The organism is Xenorhabdus sp. PB30.3 (assembly GCF_963895965.1).
Lineage (GTDB): Bacteria > Pseudomonadota > Gammaproteobacteria > Enterobacterales > Enterobacteriaceae > Xenorhabdus > Xenorhabdus stockiae.
In genome coordinates, this window is the sequence record NZ_CAWQMW010000174.1 from 1 (window position 1) to 21,890 (window position 21,890).

The window sequence follows — 21,890 nt, forward strand, 5'->3', positions numbered from 1 at the left end:
TAAATTAAACTTATATATAATAACACTATCCATATTATTTCCCTGTCTTAGTAGAGGCTATGCAAATAACTTAACAAACCATTCTTTCATTCCAAATTACGAGAATAGAAATTCAAAAAAAAATACAAACATTTTTTCATCAAGATATAACTTAACCTTTAAAAACAGTAGTAAATATGGTGAGTTAAAAATTCATATGACTAATGATAAATGCATGAAAGATCATGGATCTGAATATATCAATTTGAAAAGTGGACAAAGTTATAGTGAAAACATCGTAGATTACAATACAATATTCAGCTGCCATAGTGAAAATAAATTCGTGGAATGGACTGCAACTACCTATCATAACTTTCAACCATATAAAACATGTGATTTCCAATTATTAATATATTCAGAATCATTTTGGGGACCATGGCTTAGTTCGGTTAATACAATAGGCTATTGTAATCTTGAAATCAGCGCTACTTGCAAAAAATACTATGACTGTTTAAATCATGGGATTTTGGTTGAGGATGGCTATAGTATGAGTATAGATATCAAGGATGATTATGTTTTCACACCACCAAAAATTACTTCCACTGATCCGCAAGAGCAAGCCCAAAATAATTATATCACTATTATGGGACAGGGCCTTATGAAAGATGAATCGTTACCTTATCTTGTCACTAATTTTGACCAAAATAAATATAAAGTTAAACTTATAGAAGGAAAAATAGATCAATGGCGGGAAAAAGTTTGGATAAACTGCGAACTGGTTCCCAGAAAAATTAGTATTGAGGGTATTGATAATTCAGAAATTACTATTAAAGGGCCACCTTGTGGGGCAACCATAACGTCAATGAAGGATTCTCAAATTATACCTGATGGAAAATATGACATATCCGGTTTAATTAATACTAAAGTTCCAAATGATGTTAAAAAAATTAAAGTATCAATTTCTAGTTTTGATGATCCTGATTACACTCATCCCTCTGAACCAACGAAAGAATATACACCTGATGTTGATATTAATTCCGGCACATGGAGCCTTAAAGGTTTAACCGCAAAATGTTTTAATTACTATAAAGCATCTGTGCTTTTTAACCAGAATAGGAAAGAAGAAAATAATCTCCCCGGAAAAAAAGAAATTAAATTTGGAGTAGCACGTTGTCCGGTAAAAATCACAAAACCTGTTATACATGAATTTATTACTTCAACAGACGACAATCCTAAACAGATTGTCATTGAAGGGAAAGTAACAGAAAAAACACCTCTTGATGTAATTGCAAGCTACTATTCAAATGGTGAGCATGCACTCCCCATTCTTTCTCGTATTGGAAATAACTGGCAAACCAAAATTAGTGATGCCCCTGCCGGTTTTATAAAAATTAAAGCTAAAAATACAGGAACACCAAATGTTCCCATTAAAAATAGCAATGACGAAGTCACTATACTGAAATCAAAAGATTTCTCTGTAAAATATGGCATCATCGATAATGTATTTATCTATTTTTATGGAACCTCCCTGCCTAATAATGATAAACAAACCAGTGATTTCAAAGAAACTCTCCACCCTAAAATAATATTTTATGATGGTGTAAAATCGGAAGAAATAATTCCTGATGAAAAAGGAAATTGGCGTTCAGACAATGAATATTATGCTAAACGAGGGGTGTATCTTTTTACTATCCATGAAACATCTGATAATGAAAATTATCCAGCAAGGAAAGATAAAACACTGGAATGTACTGGAGGTAATGACCATATGACCTGTATTGAAAAAAACAATTAATCTCCCCATTCAGGAGGCTGTTATGATTATATTTAAAGTATTTTTTATCCTCTCATTATTATCTTACAGTATAAATGTATTTTCAGGTACTGTATTGCCCCCCCACCCAATAGAAACAATTGCGGGAGGAGAGGAAAGCTGTATTGATAGTAAAGATAGCAAATGCAAACCTTGGGTTGTAAATATCCGTCTTGAAAATGAATCAGGAAAACATATTACTTCATGTAGTGGTTCGTTGATCTCTCCAAGCTATGTTTTAACAGCAGCACATTGCCAGGGTGACTCTAAAATCATTAAAACATATTCGATTGTAAATTATAAAAAAAAAGTAATTGGTACTGCATCATATCAAAATTTTGTTCCATACTCTGATAGCGAAGGTAAGTTCGCAGAGTTTGCAGAGTTTGCAATAATAAAATTAGATAAGCCTACTACTTTAAATAATTATGGCCATGTTCGTCGTTTCTTTGACTATGATGAAGCTTATGAAAAAATAGACAAAAATTATTATAACGCTTCTGTCTATGGCTATGGTCGTTTGGGAATTGATCCAAAAACAGGAAATCAGATAAAAAATACTGAAAAAAAACAGCGGAGAGCTGATGTTAATATTGTCACTTATGCCATAGATTATGAACTAAATCATGGGCTTCTTATAAAAGAAAATAAAGATTTAAAGCCAGGAGTTATACAACCTGGAGACTCTGGCGGCCCGATTATTTGGCATGATACAATCATCGGTGTTGCATCCACAGGAAGAACTACTCTTAAAGATAGCAATAAATCTCGTCCATTTTTTTTCGCTTCAGATGTTACAGGAAAATATCTTGATAACAATTTTATTGGCAAAAGAAATCTAGGAAGTTGGTTTTCTCAAAACATGAAAAAAATATGGATCGACAATCCGGATTGGGGTGAGAAATTAAGTAGAAGGAGAAAAAGCATACCTGTAGAGGGATTTGGTCGTCCATCTTCTGAGATCAATCTTCGTTACTCCATTGATCACAAAGATGAAGAAAATACTAAATGTCCGGTAGACAAAAATGGGACATGGAAATGTGATATCCCATATGATACTTATTTCACTGAAACAGTTAGTGAAGGAAAGGAATATGTAATTACTATTACAGCTGAAGAGTTCAATAAAGGTGATGCATCATGGGAGAGTGATACCATAACAGCAACAATACCAAATGCAGAGCAAGAGATTAGTATTATTTACCCATCAGATAAATCAATAGTTCTAACCAAAAACTTTACCATACGTGGATACGCCGCCCCTGGTTCTGAAATAATATTGAAATTAATCGCTAACCCTAAGTATGGTGATGAAGTTTATACACAGGATAAATTATGCGCTGGGTTAAATAATAACGAATTGATAAAAACAGGTGAGAATGGACTATGGTCATGCAGTATAAATACTGATATTAATCTTGAAAATTCAGGTAAAGATGATAACTATAATATAAATGCAGAACAAGAATACAAAAAACCCAAAAAATCCAAGCGTAAAGAAATAAAAGATCAAGTCAGCATCAGTTTAAAACCAGAAGATTATTCCACTTTAAATGTTGAGCCAAACAAAAATAGAAAAGGAAACATATATAGAAAAATATTAGAATATAACGTGTATTATGCTAATAATGCAAAACTAGTTTGTATTTTTGATGGTAAAAATTCAAATTGTAAAAATAATCCTCGAGTTAAAGATAATTTTCATTTAAGAAATTTATTTGCATCAAAAAAAGATTTTAATTCAGGAAAAAACCCGTTTTTAGATATCAGTGCAATACAAAAACTGGAGAACGTTGACCCGAGTGATCCAAAGTTATGGTATAGTCATTCTTTCGAATATGAAGGCGGATATCTTATGCCTTCTTTTAATAAAGAATATCCGATGGAATCACCAACAAAAATCTCACCTATTGATATACAAAATAAAAAATTCACTGGTTTTGGTGGTGATGATCAACGTTATACTCTCTCAAATGATGATATACTTTTACCTTCAGAATATTCTATCTGCATGAAAAAAAGCAGTCAGTCACCTTCAAATTCCCCTCAATGCAATAGAGATGATAAGGATAAGGATATCTACGTAAAAATTCCATTGGAAAATGGTAAATATTTTTCCGAAATACCAATAAAATATAGTGATTATGGAAAAAGACATGATTTTCCAAACTGGAGTTTATCGCTTCCTTCTGAATTGAAAGACGGGGTTTATTATATTGAGATAATGGACAGGATTATACCTCAAGGACTCAATATTGAGCCTCATATTTGGAACGGTGGCTTACCAAAAGCATATTTTGAAATCGGACCCCTTGACGTTGACATTACAAACCCGGCAAACACCTCAGATACCGTTACGACGGTATCAGGAACTGCCAGTATTCCCGGTGAAACAGTTAACGTCAGAAAACGTAAATTAACCCTTTCTCGGGGAGCATCAGGGGGAGATACGGCAGACACCTTCCCGGACACAATTTGTGAGAATGCTGTCGTCAGTGATAATGGTGACTGGGGATGTCGGACACCCGTCATTTTCACCGAAGGCACATATGAACTGACCGCCGAATTAATGAAAGACAACAAAGTAGTTGCTACTAAGACGGAAGTGGTGACTGTGGAAGAAAAAGAGCCGGAGGAGGACGAACCTGAAATTGATAATCCCGCCAATTCTCCACCGATTGATCCGGACGGCGGGTTAATAAGCCTGTTCGGTTTATTCAGTGCAGCAGCAACAGCAGCGGGAGCTGCCGCTGGGCTTGTCTTCGATCTGGCCGGAGCTGCTTCTGGTGCTGTTTTAGGTGCCGTTTCTACCATAGCAGGCCTTACTATTCCTCATTGGGGGTTAAACATTGACACAAGCAAATTACACGGAGGAGAAGCCTATAAATTAGTGATACAGGAAACCAAGGATGGGAAGAAAATTGGTGCACCTATCGAATGGCACTTTACCATGCCAATGCGGATTACCGAGCCGCAAAAAAACGCTCACTACCGGATAAACAACGGTATATCAATTCAAGGAGAAGGTACTCCCGGACAACTGATCCTTATTGCCAGTTCAAAATTGTTTCTACCGCCAAAAGAAACCGTCCTGCCGCCTTCATCTGGCACACTGATTTGTCAGACCAAAGTGGATACCAACGGTAAATGGGTATGCCCAAATAACCCAGTCATGACAGCAAAACAGGCAGGGATATTCTCCCTTTATGCAGCCCAATATCAAGAACTCCACTCAAAAGATCTGCCCACAACCCATTATAAAAGAACTTCGGAAGTTTCACGCCAATATGAGATCACCCAAACCCGAATCAGTATCACAGCGCCTAAACAGAATGCTAAATTCCACCGGAAACCTTTTGACATTGCCGGAATAGGCGAACCCGGCGCCCACATACATATAGGCAAAAACGGTAATAATAAAGCGTGTGATACCACCGTTACTGCATCCGGCAAATGGTCCTGCGGGCCTTACCTATTCGGGAAGGGAAAATTCACGGTATCGGCCGAACAGTTTATCAGCCATGAACTGCACTCTACGGCACAGGTATCCTATAAAATCCAGCCAGCGAATGGCGCTTCTTCATTAATCTACTTACATTTTAACCACCATTCTAAATATTAAGCCTCCTATCTAAGGAGATTTGAACACAATGAACTACGGCATAGCGCCTCCTGATAGGAGGCGTTTTTTTAACCTCAGACTAAGAAAAAATGTGAAATTCTGGAGCTGTAATTACAATAGTATTAGGATGGTCTTATTTAGTTAGTTAATAATTATAAAAGTTTGTATTCACCATGATCATCCGTCCTAACCAACACTGGTTCTTTCGTCTATTTGACTGGCATGGCTCAGTTTTATCAAAAATTACCTTCCGTTTAATGCTGAATATACTCATGTCTATCATCGCAGTTGTGAGTTATCAGTGGTATGAACACCTTGGTATTCATTTGACCGTCGCCCCGTTTAGCCTGCTGGGGATCGCTATCGCCATTTTTCTCGGTTTTCGCAATAACACCAGCTACAGCCGTTTTGTCGAGGCCAGAGCACTTTGGGGATCGTTATTGGTTACTCAGCGCTCGTTGTTACGCCAGATTAAGAGTATCCAGCCAGATGAAACTCAGTTACATCAACAATTTTCTGTTTTGCTTATCGCGTTTAGCTGGAGTTTAAAACATCAGTTACGTGGCACAGATCCAAAAGAAGATTTATATCGCCTTCTGCCCACAGAAATATATGCTGAAATTATTCGCAGTCCGATGCCAACTAATCGGTTATTACTGAAAATGAGTCTTCTCCTCGGTGAATGGAGGAAAGGGGGGTTATTAAGTGATATTACCTATGAAATGATGGATAAGAACCTCAATGAGCTTTCCCATATTCTGGGTGGCTGCGAGCGTATCGCCAGTACTCCCGTGCCTTTCGCCTACACGCTGATACTCCAGCGAACGGTTTATCTCTTCTGTACCCTGCTGCCTTTTGCTCTGGTTACCGATTTACACTATATGACACCGTTTGTTTCAGTGTTTATTTCTTATGCTTTCTTATCATGGGATGCGCTGGCTGAAGAGTTAGAAGATCCATTCGGAACTTCACCTAATGATTTACCCCTCAATGCAATTTGTACCGTCATTGAACGCCATCTGATGGAAATGAATGACCAGACGCCATTACCGGCTTTATTGCAACCTAATGAAAAATTCAATTTACTCTGATTATTCATCTTCATTTGATTAAAGGCCGAACAGCAGGCTCGGTTTTAATGTCTTTCCTAAAAAACGAGCCTGAATCAATGATTATATGAGGCGCTGAGATTCTGAATCCTTCAATGCGGTCAGCGATAACTTCACCGGAACAGATTTGGATGTGGGTGTACCTGTACCATAACCAAAGCTGTCCATCGGTACTAACGGATTGGTTTCAGGGTAATAAGCGGCAAGATTACCGCGCGGAATAGTGTAGGAAACTAATTTAAATCCACATACTTTACGCTCAATACCGTCATGCCAGATAGTCTCGATATCAACCAGATCGCCCTCCTGATAGCCCGACTGAGCAATATCTTCCGGGTTCATAAACAAAACTTCCCGTTGACCATAAACGCCACGATAGCGGTCGTCTAAACCATAGATGGTTGTGTTGTATTGATCATGGGAGCGCAAGGTTTGCAAAGCAAAGGGAACTTCTTCTCCATCAATTTGGGGAAACAGTGTGTCTGGCAATGGTGCATGGCTAAATTCAGCTTTTTTACTCGGGGTCTGAAAACGCAGCTCTGCCGCCGCATTACCGAGATAAAAACCGCCCGGATGTTCACATTTTTTATTAAAGTCAGCAAAACCGGGAATAGTTGCGCTAATGTGATCACGGATTTTGTTGTAATCTCCGGCTAATTCCAGCCAGTTAATTGTTGGGGTGTTGCCTAAGACCGCACCAGCAATGCCCGCAACAATCGCAGTTTCAGAACGCTGTGTATCAGATAGTGGTTTGTTTATCCCTTCAGAAGCATGCACCATGCTGAAAGAATCTTCTACCGTAACAAACTGCGCACCACTAAGCTGAATATCCTGTTCTGTACGCCCCAGTGCCGGTAGGATAAGAGCATCTTTTTTACCGGTAACAAGATGACTGCGATTTAATTTCGTACTGATATGAACAGTCAAATCGCAATGCCGGAGTGCTTCCTCTGTACGTGGGCTGTCAGGCGCAGCAGCAGCGAGATTTCCCCCCAGCGCAATCAGTACCTTCACTTCATCACGTAACATTGCCTCCAGCGCTTGCACCACATTATGACCATGAGCACGGGGAGGTTCAAAACCAAAGTGATTTGCCAGACTATCAAGGAAAGTCTGAGACGGTTGCTCATTAATCCCCATCGTCCGGTTTCCCTGTACGTTACTGTGACCACGCACCGGGCATACACCAGCACCGGGTTTACCTAACTGACCAAACAGTAATTGCAGGTTTGTAATCTCACGGACTGTATCAATAGAGTGTTTATGCTGAGTAATCCCCATTGCCCAGGTGCAAATCACACGTTCAGCATGCAGATAAATATCCGCTGCCTCTCGTAGCTGTTGCTGCGTCAGACCTGATTGTTCCTCTATAAATGACCATTCAGTAGCAGCCACTTCCTGTAAATAAGCCTCCACACCTTCGGTATGAGCCGAAATAAAGTCTTGAGCAAAAATACCTGCGGCTCCGGCAGCTATACGAGAGTTATGAACTTCCAGCAACGCTTTGACCATCCCCCGCACAGCAGCCATATCTCCGCCTAATTTAGGCTGATAATAACGATGACTGATATTACCTGCCATTGGAGTAACAACTTCGAGGGGTTTTTGTGGATCAGCAAAGCGCTCTAGGCCGCGTTCACGTAATGTATTGAAGGTGACAATTCTGGCTCCGTGTTCTGCCGCGTGCCGCAGGCTATGCAGCATACGTGGGTGATTTGTTCCGGGATTCTGTCCAAAGACAAAAATGGCATCTGCATGATCAAAATCATTCAGACGAATTGTTCCTTTACCCACTCCCAGACTTTTCAGCAGCCCGTAACCGCTGGCTTCATGACACATATTTGAGCAATCAGGAAAGTTATTAGTCCCCAGTACCCGGCCAAATAGCTGATACAACCATGAGGCTTCATTACTGGCCCGACCGGAAGTATACAGTTCCAGCTGGTTCGGGTTTTCCATCCCATTAATGTGTCTGGCGATCAAAGAAAAAGCCTGCTCCCAGCTAATAGGCTCATAGTGATCTGTCTCATGGTTATAGCGCACCGGTTCAATAACGCGCCCTTGATATTCCAGAAAGTAATCACTTTGTTCGTAGAGTTTGCTAACACTATGTGTGGCAAAAAACTCCCGGTCTACATAACGCCGGGTGGCTTCCCAGGTAACTGCTTTCGCGCCATTTTCACAAAAGCTGAAAAGGCTTTTGTTATCATCACCCCATGCACATCCCGGGCAATCAAAGCCTCTGGGTTTGTTCATGCGCATCAGATTAACCATGTTCTTTAATACTTGTTTACTATCAAAGACAAAACGTGTTGTTGCCTCCAATGACCCCCAACCTCCCGCTGCGGCGTGATAGGGTTTTATTTTTGATTTGAATTTCATAACAATCTCTATTTTTAACCTGGTGGTCAAAGAATTGGCCACGGATTGGCAGATGAATCAGGAACGCCGAACAGATTTATTGTGATACTTATTCCGTTCTTATACAACGAGAAAACCGAATTATCTTCCTGTTGATACTGTGACCTACAACGTGACGAATATCACATTGTCAGATAGCATATTTGATCTGGTTAAAATAAATACAATGATAAGACGTTAGCAAAGTAAAGTATTGTTCATTTTTTCTTCAATTGTGAGCGCTTTTTATACTTTCTCAAAGAGACAACTTGAAAGACAAAAGATATCTACTGCAAAATAACGAACAAGCCGAACATTTGGGAAAGATAATAGCGTGGTGTCATATGTACTATCGTGATGAGTTTGGTTTTTTGCTTTTAAATAAAAAAGATAAATTAGACTATTACAGCCAGCAAAATACTTTTATTAAAAATAAAACCACTGCTTTGACTGTTTATAATGAAATGACAAAGAGAACGCCATTATGGATACGTTTGTCTTTTGCAATAAGAGATAAAATATCTAGTCTCGCAGGTGTTGAAAAAATCAATGGGTTCTCTGGCGGGCATTTAGAAAAAAACGTACAGGAAGGAAGCTCTATTGATTTTTTTAAGATTATCCGTATCAGTGATAATGAATTATGCCTGCTATCAGAAGATATACACTTAACCGTTTTAGTCTCCCTGAATGTTTTATCAAGTGATAATCAGGGAAAAGGCGATAAAGTCACTGTCACAGCATCCGTTATTACCCATAATTTTTTTGGGAAAATGTATATGATCCCGGTCTCTCTTGCACACAGTATTATTGTAAACAGCATGCTCAGGAAGATGACACTTCCCTGACAGGCTGAATTTAATCGGTTATCACATATTCTCCACCACAAAGTAAACAAACGTGCCGACATAATTACCAATAACATAACCAACTGTACCAATGACCATAATCGGCCCGACCAGAGAATTCCAGCCACGGCTGATTGCCATTGCTGCCGCTGTGGTTGGCCCGCCAATATTGGCATTACAGGCAAGAATATTTTCTTCCAGACTAAATTTAAATACTTTCCCTGCTGAGAAAGTAATCAACAAGTTAATCATGGCAATAATAAAAACAAAGACAAACAGCAATGGCGCATTGCTGATTATAGCGTGGACAGATGCCGGTATGCCGATAACAACAAAAAACATATAAATAGCGTAAGTGCCTAATTCCTGCGTACCATTAAGATTGCTGAAGGTTTTTTTGAATATCGATACCAGAATAAATGTCACTGTAGTAAGAAGCAGGTATTTATCTGATATTAAACTGAAAATAAGTTCCTGATAGATGCTGGCAGGCTGCCCGAACAGCGCCTTTAACCATGATGAAAGATGGAATGACAGCGCGACAATAAAAATTGACCATGCCAGTGCCAAGGCGATATCTTTCAGAGCAATATTTTTCGGTTTCCAGTAAGCAGCAGCTAAAGTCCGCGATTTATCCAGTTCTGGATTATTGTCAATCGCATCAGAATAAGGGCTTCCCCAGAATTTCCTTGCCACTGACCAGCCAGATATAACCATCAGGATAATAAAATAAGCAGCCATCATCATATGGTCAGCAACAATAGCGGATGCCGTCATACTTTCAGATGGTGCTAATTTGGCTGCCATTGCGGCAAAGTTAACCCCACCCCCCGTATAAGATGCAGACATCATCCCACTGATTTTATCCAGCTCAGGGATATAACCCCTGAGTAAATGAAACGCGATCACTGTGCCAATCATCGTCGCGACAGAGGAAATCAAAAATAATATCAATAACCGCCAGCTGCCGGTAATCAGATTATGTAAATTGGTTTTAAATAACAGCAACGGAATTGCTAAAGGGACGATATATTCCCAGACAACATCATAAGCGGGTGCTTCAGTCGGAATAATATGTAAGTTAGAAGCAAAAATAGCGATGACCAGAGCAATAACAGCGCCCGGTATTTTAGTGGCCCATTTATATTTCTGCTCCAGCATAATTGCAGCTGCTACCGCAATCATAATAAAAGCCCACAGCATTAATGAATTATCAGCGTCAATTAAGGTATTTTTCATTATATAATTTAACCTCTTATTCTGTTCAGGCCGATAATATTCTATATTGTGCTGCCTGATTCTCTGATGCCTTCCACTGCACCATAAACAGCCTGATCATTTTTATAGAATGCCCATAAAGCATTACCATAATCGTAATGCCACCACTCAGTCGGCAGGTTAGTAAAGCCAGCCTGAAGCATAACGTGATGCAGTATCCGACGGTATAATACTGCCGGCATGTTTGTATCCGATGCTTGTTCTAAGGCTGCGGTGTAAGACAGATCATCCACTTCATCAAATTCTGTGCCCATAAACAATGCCTCACCGGAGGCAATATCAAACAGCGTCACATCCACTGAACCCCCTGTCAGATGAGGACTAACCGGATTTTGCTCAGTCGGGGCGGGTGCCACAAACTGCTCCAGCAATTCTTTTTGTTCTTCAATGGATAAGTAGCTGTACTGCTGCGCAATGGTAGCCCGTGTTTTCTCCTGCAATGCAAGCTGAGTTTCTCGTGAACGCCACCCATCCAAAACTAAAAGCCCTAAATGAGCAGGCAATAATTGGGAGGCCTGTATTAATTTTTCAGCCACACTTTTTCTTACTGCACAATATTCAACAGCGCCATTGACACCAGTAAGAAAATAAACCGGTTTCAGTTTTATTTTATCTGTTTCATAAATAACTTCTAAAGGCTCATGACATTCATTAATAGATATTTTATTAATGGTTTCCCAGTCAAAAAGCTTTTTTGTACCAATTTTCCGCTCAGTAAAAGAATGCAGCATATTAACCTTCATATTCTTTTATGTTTTCACTTAGTTATATTTTAATAATCTTTATTAATTATTTAAATAAAAGAGACTTTAATCATTAATTTTATTTATTTTAAAATAACAAGATATTTACAGACTAGCAACAAAGTCAAAAGCTATCAAATTTTAATTTTCTTTCTGTTGAACAGGTTAAATACCATTTAAAATTGTGTCGGTTACACAAGATGCAATGCCAAATCTTATATGACAAAATATGTGTAGACATCCCCTAATATCCGGAGGAAGAATACCAGACGGTATTCACAACACAACATGACTCAAGAGCATCCACAAGACCATCAGCTGCAAGTAGAAGCCATTAAATGTGGCACAGTTATCGACCATATTCCGGCTCAGGTCGGTTTTAAATTATTGTCTCTCTTCAAACTCACAGAAACTGATCAGCGTATTACTATTGGCCTGAATTTGCCTTCCAATCACTTAGGGAAGAAAGATCTGATCAAACTCGAAAATACCTTCCTGACAGCCCAGCAGGCAAACCAGCTCGCTATGTATGCCCCACATGCAACCGTCAATAACATTGAAAATTATGTTGTCGTGAAGAAAATGCCAATCAACCTGCCAGAACAGATTGACAGTATCCTTGTCTGCCCTAATGGTAACTGTATCAGCCATAATGAGCCTGTAGAAAGCAGCTTCCATGTCATGGAAACGGCAAATGATGTTATCGTTCGCTGCAAGTACTGTGAGAAAGAGTTTGATCGTCAGGCTGTTATCAACAACGATTAAGATCCCGCAGTTGATGCCGGGCCGAGTGACACTATAATAAAGCCTTCTCAACATATACCCTATGGATTTCGAGTTGTATCGCGGCGGCAAAGGAGAAAATCCCCTGAGCATAGATAACTATGCGACTGGGATGCGCGAGTGCAGCCAACAAAGAGGCAACTTGAAAGACGACGGGTATCTTTAATTCTGACGTTAAACAGGAGTTCCTAATGTCACGTTCCATTCATACCGAAAATGCACCAGCCGCAATCGGCCCTTATGTTCAGGGTGTTGATCTGGGCAGCATGGTTATTACTTCCGGCCAAATCCCTGTTGATCCAAAAACAGGGGCTGTTTCTGAAGATATTACTGCACAAACTCGCCAGTCACTGGAAAACGTCAAAGCTATCATTGAGCAGTCTGGCCTGAAAGTTGCCAATATTGTGAAAACGACTGTGTTTGTTAAAGACCTGAATGACTTCACTGTTGTGAATGCCGCTTATGAAGCGTTCTTCACTGAACATAACGCGCCATTCCCTGCTCGTTCATGTGTTGAAGTTGCTCGTCTGCCAAAAGATGTAAAAATCGAAATCGAAGCGATTGCAGTACGTAGCTAATTCATAGCGTTATCAACCCTGATAGGCTCAATATTGGGGTTGGTTGCTCTTTTTTGTCTATATCTCTTTGTGGAACAACTTTCCCTTTCTTTGTCTCAGATCAATTTATTGAGCGGTATATTCGCTTCAAAATTCCACATATTGTGCTTAAATATAAAATAATCACTACATATAGTGCTTATGCACAAAGTTATCCACACAAAGTTAAAAACTAGCCATTATGCAACTGTCGTTGTGATAGGCACTGCAATAGTCGTTACGATTTATCTGGTGGATAACATACTGAGGAACCCTATTGTGAAAACGGTTGTGATGCAGCGTAATGACCATCTGGTTAACATCGAGGAAAATACTCTCCACGGATGGCATGATCGTCTGGATCAGGAAATACGCGGACTGATCGAGCAAAGTGATTTTCCTTTACTCAATGAAAATGCGAATAAAGATGCCAGAGTGATCCCTACTCAGCGTGATTTGCTGGCGGGGATCGTTGCCCGACAGTATGCCAAACAGCATATGCTGCCGAGTGATGTCGTTCTGGCACATGAGAAAGGCGAAATTCACTACCATGATCTGGATTATGCGCCATTTTTCCCGATGTTTAACTGCATGTTAGTCGATTTAGAAGGGATGCTGACCCACGGCTTTAAGATGGGAAATGCTGAAATTGAGCCGCCAAAGTCGATCTCCACAGCGACTGCCGTCACAGCCCAAATTATTGCTCAGGTCGCCAGTCATATTTATGGCGGTACAACCATTGACCGCATTGATGAAGTGCTTGCGCCCTTTGTTAAAGCCAGCTATCACAAGCACCTGATTATTGCTGAAGAGTGGCAAATCGCAGATAAGAAAGCTTACGCAGAATCCCGCACGGAAAAGGAATGTTACGACGCGTTCCAGTCTCTGGAATATGAAGTGAATACGCTGCATACCGCCAATGGGCAAACGCCGTTTGTAACATTCGGGTTTGGGCTGGGAACATCAGAAGAATCCCGTTTAATTCAGACGGCTATTTTACGTAATCGCCTCGCTGGTCTGGGTAAAAACCGCAAAACGGCAGTATTCCCGAAACTGGTTTTTGCCATTCGTGATGGGCTGAATCACCGGTTTGGCGATCCCAACTATGACATTAAATTATTGGCGCTGGAATGTGCCAGCAAGCGTATGTATCCCGATATTCTTAATTACGATCAGGTGATTAAAGTCACCGGATCATTCAAAACTCCGATGGGTTGCCGAAGTTTTCTGGGCGTTTATGAAAAGAATGGGCAGAAAATTCATGCCGGGCGCAATAACCTGGGAGTTATCAGCCTGAATCTTCCCCGTATTGCCATTGAAGCAAAAGGTAATGAAATGCGTTTCTGGCAGTTATTAGATCAACGCTTGCTGGTTGCCAGAAAAGCACTAATGACGCGCATTGAGCGACTGGAAAGTACCAAAGCACGGGTTGCCCCTATTCTTTATATGGAAGGAGCCTGTGGCGTAAGACTAAAAGAAGATGACAATGTTGCCGAAATCTTCAAACATGGGCGGGCTTCTATTTCGTTAGGGTATATCGGTATCCATGAAACGATTAATGCGTTATATGGTAACCATACTCATCTATTTGATAATGAACAGCGCCGGCAAAAAGCACTCGCTATCGTTAAACATCTGCGTAAAGCTACCGATGAATGGAAACAGCAAACCGGCTATGGCTTCAGCTTATACAGTACGCCGAGCGAGAGTTTATGTGACCGTTTTTGTCGTCTTGATGTCGCTGAGTTCGGCGTAATCAGCGGAGTTACAGATAAAGGCTATTACACAAACAGCTTCCATTTGGATGTAGAGAAGAAGGTCAATCCTTACGATAAACTGGATTTTGAAGCACCATACCCTCCGTTGGCGAATGGCGGTTTTATCTGCTACGGCGAATATCCCAACCTACAACATAATTTAAAGGCACTGGAAGATGTATGGGATTACAGTTATTCCCGTGTTCCTTATTATGGAACCAATACCCCGATTGATGAATGCTATCAATGCGGTTTTACCGGAGAGTTTTCCTGTGCCAGTAAAGGCTTTACCTGCCCTGCTTGTGGTAATCATGATTCAGCCGAGGTTTCCGTGATAAGACGGGTTTGCGGATATCTTGGCAGTCCTGATGCCCGCCCATTTAATACGGGTAAACAGGAAGAGGTAAAACGCCGCATTAAACATCTCAATCATGGGCATATTGGCTAATATCATGAATTATCATCAATATTATCCAGTCGATGTGGTCAACGGCCCCGGAACCCGCTGCACTCTGTTTGTCGCGGGTTGCTCCCATCGGTGTCGTGGCTGCTATAACCAGACGACCTGGCGGACTGATTCTGGTCATCCTTTCACTCTGGCAGTTGAAAATCAGCTCATTGCTGATCTGAATGATTATCGTATCAGGCGACAAGGGCTATCATTATCCGGTGGCGATCCGCTTCATCCCGATAACACAGCAGCAATTCTCAGGCTGGTCAAACGAGTCAAAAAAGAGTGTCCGGATAAAGATATCTGGCTATGGACAGGCTATGTTCTCGACGAATTAAGTGAACTTCAGCAGGAGATTGTCAGCCATATTAATGTGTTAGTTGACGGGAAATTTGAACAGGAACAACAGGATCCGATGCTGATCTGGCGGGGCAGCCGTAATCAGGTGATTCACTATCTGCGCTGATATTAACGCTGCCAGTACAATTTTTTGCCAAAACCAAGCGAATTATCCACCATTTTGATCTCATTCAGGTTCAATTGCCAGATAGGTGTTTTTGCCGTTATCGCAACAGGAAACTGGTGGCAATAAGCGGCTCTGGCAACAGTTTCATCTTTACCTGTCAGCGCAACAACCTCACCACGAAACTGAATACCTTTGATCTGGGAAATATTGTGCGTTTGCTCTGCAATCGTTCCCGCCACGATGGCATTTTCCTGCATTATTTTACCGTGACGCGTGTCAGCTTCAGTCATAAACCAAAGAACCATTTTTTCAGCGTCAAAGAGATAGAAACAACTGGCACACCAGAGATCCTGAGATGAAGAAGTACAAAGTGTGAAGACATGTTGATTAGCAAGATACTGACATATTATTAATTTTTTTTTATCCGATTCCATCTGTTTATATACCGTTATATTTCTGCCTTTTAATCAGAACACGCTGGATAGCTTCCAGTTACGTGTTCTGATATTTATCTAATAAATAAGTATAGTCTGGGATAACTATAAGTTATTTATAGATTTCAGCAACACCATACAATTTATTTTTGCCGGTTGCAGAAATAATACGGAAAGATTGGGCTCCAGCTTTATCAGCTTTTTTGGATAATGCCTCAGTCAGACTATCCAGCGTTTCCGCTCCTGCTACAGAAACCACACCAATCTTCTCTCCATCAGCACTTTTAACTTCGGTTGCTGCAAATGAACCAAATGAAATAGCACTTAATGACAACACGGCAGCAATAAATTTCACGTTTTTCATCTTTAAATCCTCTGACTACTTGTAAATATAGGAGTTACCCTTTGTGATGCGGATCAATTTATACGCTTATCAGAAAAATGATAATTAGCAATTACTGCTATTCTTATTCAATAATTTTGAATTGAAAAAATGCTAACCTACGGTGAATAGACATATAATTTAATATAATCCATAAGTTATAATTGTAGAAATGTAGTCATTAGGATGATAGCCAATAAATGCATTAATCTTTATTGTTATTAATACATTGGAAATAACTTAAGAAAAGTAATGAATATTAAAGAATCTGATTGGTATCTTTACCTGATAAAAATGCGGAATGGTTCATTATATACTGGAATTACGACAGATGTTTCTCGCCGTCTGGCTCAGCATACAGCCGGAAAAGGAGCAAAAGCGCTGAAAGGAAAAGGGCCATTAACGTTGGTCTATCATAGCGCAGTGCCGGACAGGAGTACGGCTTTGAGACTGGAATATCGGGTAAAACAACTGAGTAAGCAGCAAAAAGAAAGGCTGGTGACTGCCCAGCCTGTCTGTATAGTTACCTACCTATCATAGGTTCTGTTAACTGAGTTTTGTTAACTTACGTGTTGCCATAAGAATACCGGTAACATGTCATACGTCAGCAAAATGACGGGAATACGTGACCAGACCATGGCAATCATCCAGCGAGACATCTGCTAGTGTGTAAACCTGAAAATATCGTTCACAACCAGGCCACTGGCAATGTAGTTGATACTCTTCAGCAAGCCTGAAACCAAATCTCTGATAATATTCAGGCTCACCAAGTACAACAACTGCCCCATAGCCGAATTCATTCAGGCTGTCCAAGCCTTCATATACCAGCTTCTCGCCAATCCCCTGACGACGATACGATTCGGCCACCGCCAATGGTGCTAACCCAACCCAGTTATGATCCTGTCCATTGACATCAACCGGTGTAAAACCAACATAGCCAATCACGTGGCCTTCATCGTCAGTCGCAACAACACCCAGTGTCAACAAGCCATCTTCTCTTAGCTTGTGGACTAACTCAGCTTCTGCCGATGTCTCAAAGGATTCCCGCAACAAGCGATCAATCCCCATAGCATCAACCGGAATTTCGACCCTGATTAACATGACGATAACGCGCGATCGTGCTGATCAGCGCCCTCTTTCTGTTCCATTTTGATAAATTCAGCTAACTATAATAAATCAAAATGGAGAGTGGATTTAACCTAATACAAGCCAGTTCCTTTTTCATAAAAAGGAATTTGTTATTCTGCCAAAATACTGAGATATTTCCTGATGCTATCTCAAAAATCCATCATAAAAATTGGTATTGAGATGCAGTAAATCAGCATCTGAAACCTTTACACGGAACCTGTCCCAAATCAATATATTTTCACTATCTCTCTAACGATAATTCGAGATTATTATTATTTTCTTCCCAGGTGTTTCATAAATCCTCTCAGCTCCCGTAATTCACCATTACGTAGCATCCCAACCAAGATCCCCAGGATCATATAGATAACCCCTAGGAGTAGGATCATCGCGATATCCCCCAGCATACTTTGCAAAGGCATATTCATTTGGTTCATCCCTGCGATAATTTTGGTTGCCCATGTGGATGGTAAAGCGGATGAGATTACCCTTACCCAATCTGGCATTGCCTGTATGGGCCAGGTTGTGCCGGAAATATAAAATACTGGTGTAGTAATAAATGCCAGTGTCAGATAAATCATTTCCACGCTGCGTAAGCACTCTGTAACCAGTTTTCCCAGCCCCAGTACCGCCAGCAGGAATGGAAAAGTCATTAATAGTAATTGATAAATTGGTGCATCCTGCCTGTATCCCAGAATCCACGGCCATAGCACAAAAAAGATGACAGATAAAAACAACCAGATAGGCAACAGTGCGGACAGCGCTCCCAGATAGACAGGTAGCGGGGGCTTGCCTTTGGGGGTTCCACGTATAGCGATGCTGACACGCACACTGGCTATCAGTAGGGAGTGCTGCAAAAGCATGACTAATAATCCGGGGAAAACAATGGCGGCATAACTCACCCCCGGATTGAATAATCCGATTGTTTCTCCTTTGATTGGCTGTAGCAGAACCTTCACCTGTTCTGTACTGAACCCTGACTTCAAAAGTAATTTTGTATTGTATTCTGATAGTAACTTTTGGTAAGCCAGTATCAAATCCTGTTGAATCTCTCCGTTAGCCAGACGGTTAGTCGCATCACCATAAACCGGAACTGTTACGTTTTTCCCGCCTAAAAGACGCTTCTCGAAATCTGTCGGGATAATGATAATGGCAAATATTTCCCGATGCAGCATGTCAGCACGAGCATCCGCGAGACTGGCATAATTTTTGGTTTCTACTTTTGCTGTCGCATCAACATGACGGATCAGCGCACGGCTCATATGGCTATTATCCTGATCAATAACTGCGACGGGCAGATCCCATAATGTGGGTTTAACGTAAACCAGACTCATGACGCACAGAGAAACAATTAGCATCAGCCACATGGGTTTTTCCAACATTGACAACAATACCGTGCGGAAAGTCTGCCAGTACATTTTCCAGTTATTCATTTTCCGGCTTCCCCTGCATTATAGGCTCTCCCCAGACTGACTAAGCCGTTTCCACAGACGATTGCGAACCAGCAAGGCACAAACCAAAGGGTAAATTGCCAGTAACATGCAAACGTAAACGATGATTTTTAATGACACTTCCCGTAAAAAAATATCGAACATCGCATTTAAAGCATGGGTTAACGGTTCCAGATTTGAAATAAGCCTTGCTGGCCATACCATCGATAATTCAGGCATAACCATACCGGAAAACGACATTGCGATACTCACCAGCATCCCAATCAGGGTATAAGCCGTTATTGCACTGTTTGTAAAAGTAAACAGCAACAGGCCAATACTTTGAGCTGCAATCACATAGAAAAACCCGACCACAGGCATATAGAGCGGGTTGCCTGCGACTTTGGCATCAGAAAATGCCACCAGCGCCATGATTTCTACCATCAACAACAGGGTAAAAGTGACTGTATGCGGGGCCAGTTTCCCTATTAAAGCCGGTACAAAAGATTTTTCGCTCAGGAGGTGTTTACCTCTCGCCATGGTATAAATCGTACCGGTTACAACAAAAAGCTGTAATAAATGGATGGTTGCAGCGAATTGCTGATAGTAAATATAGCTGCCACTGGCATTGAACAGACTGTCATAAGACATGGTCGCTCTGGCAAGCGGAGGGAGTTGACGGCCAATTTCAGATGCGATGACACTGCGATATTTGGCATTCGTTTCTGCCATCAACCCGCTGAAATCCACAGACGCATAACGACCCGCACCATAAAACAGCGCATTGTAATACATCCTCACCGTTGGCTGTTTCCCACTCAGCGCATCTTTTTCAAGATCAAAGGGAAGATAGAGCAGAGCATAATCCTCTGCGCTACCCAGACGCTCTAATGACTCAGCCAGACCACCATTATAAGTTTTGATATCTGCATGGGGCGCTGCATTCAGATTACGGATCAGCGATCGTGATAAGGAACTGTGATCATTATCCACTGCTGAAACAGGCAGGTTTAACAGCGTCCCTTCCGAAAAGGTGGCACTGATTAAGATAAACAGCAATAACGGAAACAGCCAACTCAGCCAGTGAAAAACCGGGCTACGGGATGCAACCTTCAGTTCCTTATTAAAGGCCTGCTTAAAGATATTCCATTCATGAGCATGCCACCTAAAACTATTCCATCCGAAGCTGCTCCATTTAACACCAAACCATCCACCTTTTCTGTTCATCAGCCTGCCACCTTAGCGACCCCAGAGCCATAACGCACTCATACCGGGGCGCAGACCATCAACCGGTTGTGATGGGTATAAACGTACTTCAAATGTTCTCAGATCGAAGTCCCCTGTCGCACGGGTTGCACGTTTTGTCGCGTAATCTCCCATTGGCGCGATATAACGCACTTCTGCCTCAACCTCTTTGTTATCCAGCGCCGGTATACGCAGTTTAACTTTGTCACCTTTGCGTACTTTCGCCAGAATATCTTCACGCAGGTTATAGACGAAGTAGGTTTCGGGAATACGTACGAGGGTTGCCAGTGGACTACCGGCATTAAAAAGCTGACCGACTTCCGCCGGAAGTGGCCCGATTTCACCAGCAACAGGTGCTGTTACCTGTAAATCATTACTCTGGATTATTAATTCCCGTAATTTTTCTTCCGCTTCATTCAGTGCAGCCTGATACTGTTGCCTCAGTTCAATGCGATCGCCATTTTTTCCCGCTTCCAGCTCTGCTTTTGCTGCCAACATTTTCTGATAGGCGATATCGCGGGCATTTCGGGCATTATCCAGTTCACTGGCGGATGAATAGCCTTTGACTGAAATATTGCTCAGCCGCACAAATTCACGCTTTGCATTGTTATAGCCAAATTCTGCCTGCAAAAATGCAGCTTCCAGACTACGGATATTCTCTTCCCGTGTACCACTGATGGATAAATCGAGTTTTGCTTTGGCCTGATCACGGGCTGCCTGAGCGGCGGCAACTTTTGCAGCCAATTCAGGGCCATCAAGACTAATCAGCAATTGCCCTGCTTTAACATCGTCACCTCTCCTAACGTGAAGCGCGGCTACACGTCCGGATGCTTTGGATGTAATGATGACTTCAGGAGCGTCTACCTCTCCCTGTAACAATAAATCCTGATGATGTGAACGAAAAAGTACAGCCATTGCAGTCAGAAAAATAATCAGCAATATTGTGAAAAGTGTTCTTTTCTTCATTATGTTTTGTAAGCTCCAAACATACTACCCGAACAAAACTCGTCGGAGATTTACGGCATTAAGTTTGCTGCACCCATTCAACGACACTGTCTTAATCTGTCGTTTTAACCCCTAATCTCTATGATTCGTTTCTTATCGAATGACGATTAGTTGCCTAGTGTGACACTATTTTCACAAATCCTTTTTAGAAATTCGTGCGCTTCATCATTGACAAAAGTTAAATACTTTGCTCAATCATTTATAACATTATATACCTAATCAATTTTTAGGGGCGGCATGGAAGAGAATTAATCAATTTTCAGAGTCGAATTTCCTTACTTAATACTTTTTATAATTAAAATTAACTTATCAATTAATATTTTATTATAAATAAAAGAATCGCCCTTATTTTTCTTTGCATCTAAATACATTTCGATAATAAATCAAAGTAGCAATACTTAATAAAATGAAAATGAAAACAAAAACC

At 41.0% G+C, this 21,890-nt stretch carries 18 protein-coding genes; 9 read left to right on the plus strand and 9 right to left on the minus strand.

Annotation, left to right across the window (positions count from 1 at the left end; translation table 11 throughout):
• The 3 genes from AACX38_RS17950 to AACX38_RS17960 all read left to right on the plus strand — a co-directional run.
• Nucleotides 1–1,774, plus strand: a 1,774-nt coding sequence (locus AACX38_RS17950; RefSeq protein ID WP_228865109.1) for a hypothetical protein, incomplete at its 5' end; no start/stop codon positions are given.
• A 22-nt stretch (nucleotides 1,775–1,796) separates the two neighbouring features.
• Nucleotides 1,797–5,414, plus strand: a complete 3,618-nt coding sequence (locus AACX38_RS17955) for a trypsin-like serine protease (RefSeq protein ID WP_228865110.1) — start codon at nucleotides 1,797–1,799, stop codon at nucleotides 5,412–5,414.
• A 173-nt stretch (nucleotides 5,415–5,587) separates the two neighbouring features.
• Nucleotides 5,588–6,505: a bestrophin family protein gene (locus AACX38_RS17960; protein ID WP_099120040.1), complete on the plus strand. Its 918-nt coding sequence runs from the start codon at nucleotides 5,588–5,590 to the stop codon at nucleotides 6,503–6,505.
• Between the two features lie 81 nt (nucleotides 6,506–6,586).
• Here AACX38_RS17960 and AACX38_RS17965 read toward each other — a convergent pair whose 3' ends face one another.
• Nucleotides 6,587–8,905 carry an FdhF/YdeP family oxidoreductase gene (locus tag AACX38_RS17965; RefSeq protein WP_228865111.1) on the minus strand — a complete coding sequence of 773 codons (2,319 nt, stop codon included), beginning with the start codon at nucleotides 8,903–8,905 and terminating at the stop codon, nucleotides 6,587–6,589.
• 287 nt (nucleotides 8,906–9,192) lie between these two features.
• On the opposite strand from AACX38_RS17965, the gene AACX38_RS17970 reads away from it, so the two are divergent.
• Entirely contained in the window at nucleotides 9,193–9,768 is a 576-nt protein-coding gene (locus AACX38_RS17970; protein ID WP_228865112.1) for a DUF2867 domain-containing protein, read from the plus strand.
• 21 nt (nucleotides 9,769–9,789) lie between these two features.
• Here the strand turns inward: AACX38_RS17970 and AACX38_RS17975 are convergent, their stop codons facing one another.
• Complete coding sequence (locus AACX38_RS17975) at nucleotides 9,790–11,007, minus strand: DUF819 family protein (RefSeq protein ID WP_228865113.1); 1,218 nt, start codon at nucleotides 11,005–11,007, stop codon at nucleotides 9,790–9,792.
• Nucleotides 11,008–11,048: 41 nt separating this feature from the next.
• Complete coding sequence (locus AACX38_RS17980; protein ID WP_228865114.1) at nucleotides 11,049–11,777, minus strand: M15 family metallopeptidase; 729 nt, start codon at nucleotides 11,775–11,777, stop codon at nucleotides 11,049–11,051.
• A gap of 300 nt (nucleotides 11,778–12,077) precedes the next feature.
• Here AACX38_RS17980 and pyrI point away from each other — a divergent pair, with 300 nt between their 5' ends.
• From pyrI to nrdG, 4 genes are all read left to right on the plus strand, one after another.
• A complete protein-coding gene (pyrI, locus tag AACX38_RS17985; protein WP_099120035.1) occupies nucleotides 12,078–12,554 on the plus strand; it encodes an aspartate carbamoyltransferase regulatory subunit in 477 nt (158 codons plus the stop codon).
• A 209-nt stretch (nucleotides 12,555–12,763) separates the two neighbouring features.
• On the plus strand, nucleotides 12,764–13,150 hold the full coding sequence (gene ridA / locus AACX38_RS17990) for a 2-iminobutanoate/2-iminopropanoate deaminase (RefSeq protein ID WP_086955166.1): 387 nt from the start codon (nucleotides 12,764–12,766) through the stop codon (nucleotides 13,148–13,150).
• A 180-nt stretch (nucleotides 13,151–13,330) separates the two neighbouring features.
• Nucleotides 13,331–15,373: an anaerobic ribonucleoside-triphosphate reductase gene (gene nrdD / locus AACX38_RS17995; protein ID WP_255712188.1), complete on the plus strand. Its 2,043-nt coding sequence runs from the start codon at nucleotides 13,331–13,333 to the stop codon at nucleotides 15,371–15,373.
• A gap of 4 nt (nucleotides 15,374–15,377) precedes the next feature.
• Nucleotides 15,378–15,842 (plus strand): anaerobic ribonucleoside-triphosphate reductase-activating protein, encoded by a 465-nt coding sequence (gene nrdG / locus AACX38_RS18000; RefSeq protein ID WP_228865115.1) that lies wholly within the window; start codon nucleotides 15,378–15,380, stop codon nucleotides 15,840–15,842.
• A gap of 2 nt (nucleotides 15,843–15,844) precedes the next feature.
• Here nrdG and AACX38_RS18005 read toward each other — a convergent pair whose 3' ends face one another.
• Together AACX38_RS18005 and bhsA are read right to left on the minus strand one after the other, a co-directional pair.
• Complete coding sequence (locus tag AACX38_RS18005; RefSeq protein ID WP_228865116.1) at nucleotides 15,845–16,276, minus strand: YhbP family protein; 432 nt, start codon at nucleotides 16,274–16,276, stop codon at nucleotides 15,845–15,847.
• Nucleotides 16,277–16,388: 112 nt separating this feature from the next.
• Nucleotides 16,389–16,640: a multiple stress resistance protein BhsA gene (gene bhsA / locus AACX38_RS18010; RefSeq protein WP_099120032.1), complete on the minus strand. Its 252-nt coding sequence runs from the start codon at nucleotides 16,638–16,640 to the stop codon at nucleotides 16,389–16,391.
• A gap of 276 nt (nucleotides 16,641–16,916) precedes the next feature.
• Between bhsA and AACX38_RS18015 the strand changes: the two genes are divergently transcribed.
• On the plus strand, nucleotides 16,917–17,198 hold the full coding sequence (locus AACX38_RS18015) for a GIY-YIG nuclease family protein (RefSeq protein ID WP_228865118.1): 282 nt from the start codon (nucleotides 16,917–16,919) through the stop codon (nucleotides 17,196–17,198).
• Between the two features lie 57 nt (nucleotides 17,199–17,255).
• Here the strand turns inward: AACX38_RS18015 and AACX38_RS18020 are convergent, their stop codons facing one another.
• The 4 genes from AACX38_RS18020 to AACX38_RS18035 form a co-directional block, all read right to left on the minus strand.
• On the minus strand, nucleotides 17,256–17,759 hold the full coding sequence (locus AACX38_RS18020; RefSeq protein ID WP_099120031.1) for a GNAT family N-acetyltransferase: 504 nt from the start codon (nucleotides 17,757–17,759) through the stop codon (nucleotides 17,256–17,258).
• Between the two features lie 299 nt (nucleotides 17,760–18,058).
• A complete protein-coding gene (locus AACX38_RS18025; RefSeq protein WP_228865117.1) occupies nucleotides 18,059–19,216 on the minus strand; it encodes an ABC transporter permease in 1,158 nt (385 codons plus the stop codon).
• Between the two features lie 18 nt (nucleotides 19,217–19,234).
• The gene (locus AACX38_RS18030) at nucleotides 19,235–20,440 is read right to left on the minus strand and encodes an ABC transporter permease (RefSeq protein WP_099120029.1); all 1,206 of its coding nucleotides are present in this window, start codon (nucleotides 20,438–20,440) and stop codon (nucleotides 19,235–19,237) included.
• Between the two features lie 12 nt (nucleotides 20,441–20,452).
• The gene (locus tag AACX38_RS18035) at nucleotides 20,453–21,424 is read right to left on the minus strand and encodes an HlyD family secretion protein (RefSeq protein ID WP_099120028.1); all 972 of its coding nucleotides are present in this window, start codon (nucleotides 21,422–21,424) and stop codon (nucleotides 20,453–20,455) included.
• Between the last annotated feature and the right edge of the window lie 466 nt (nucleotides 21,425–21,890).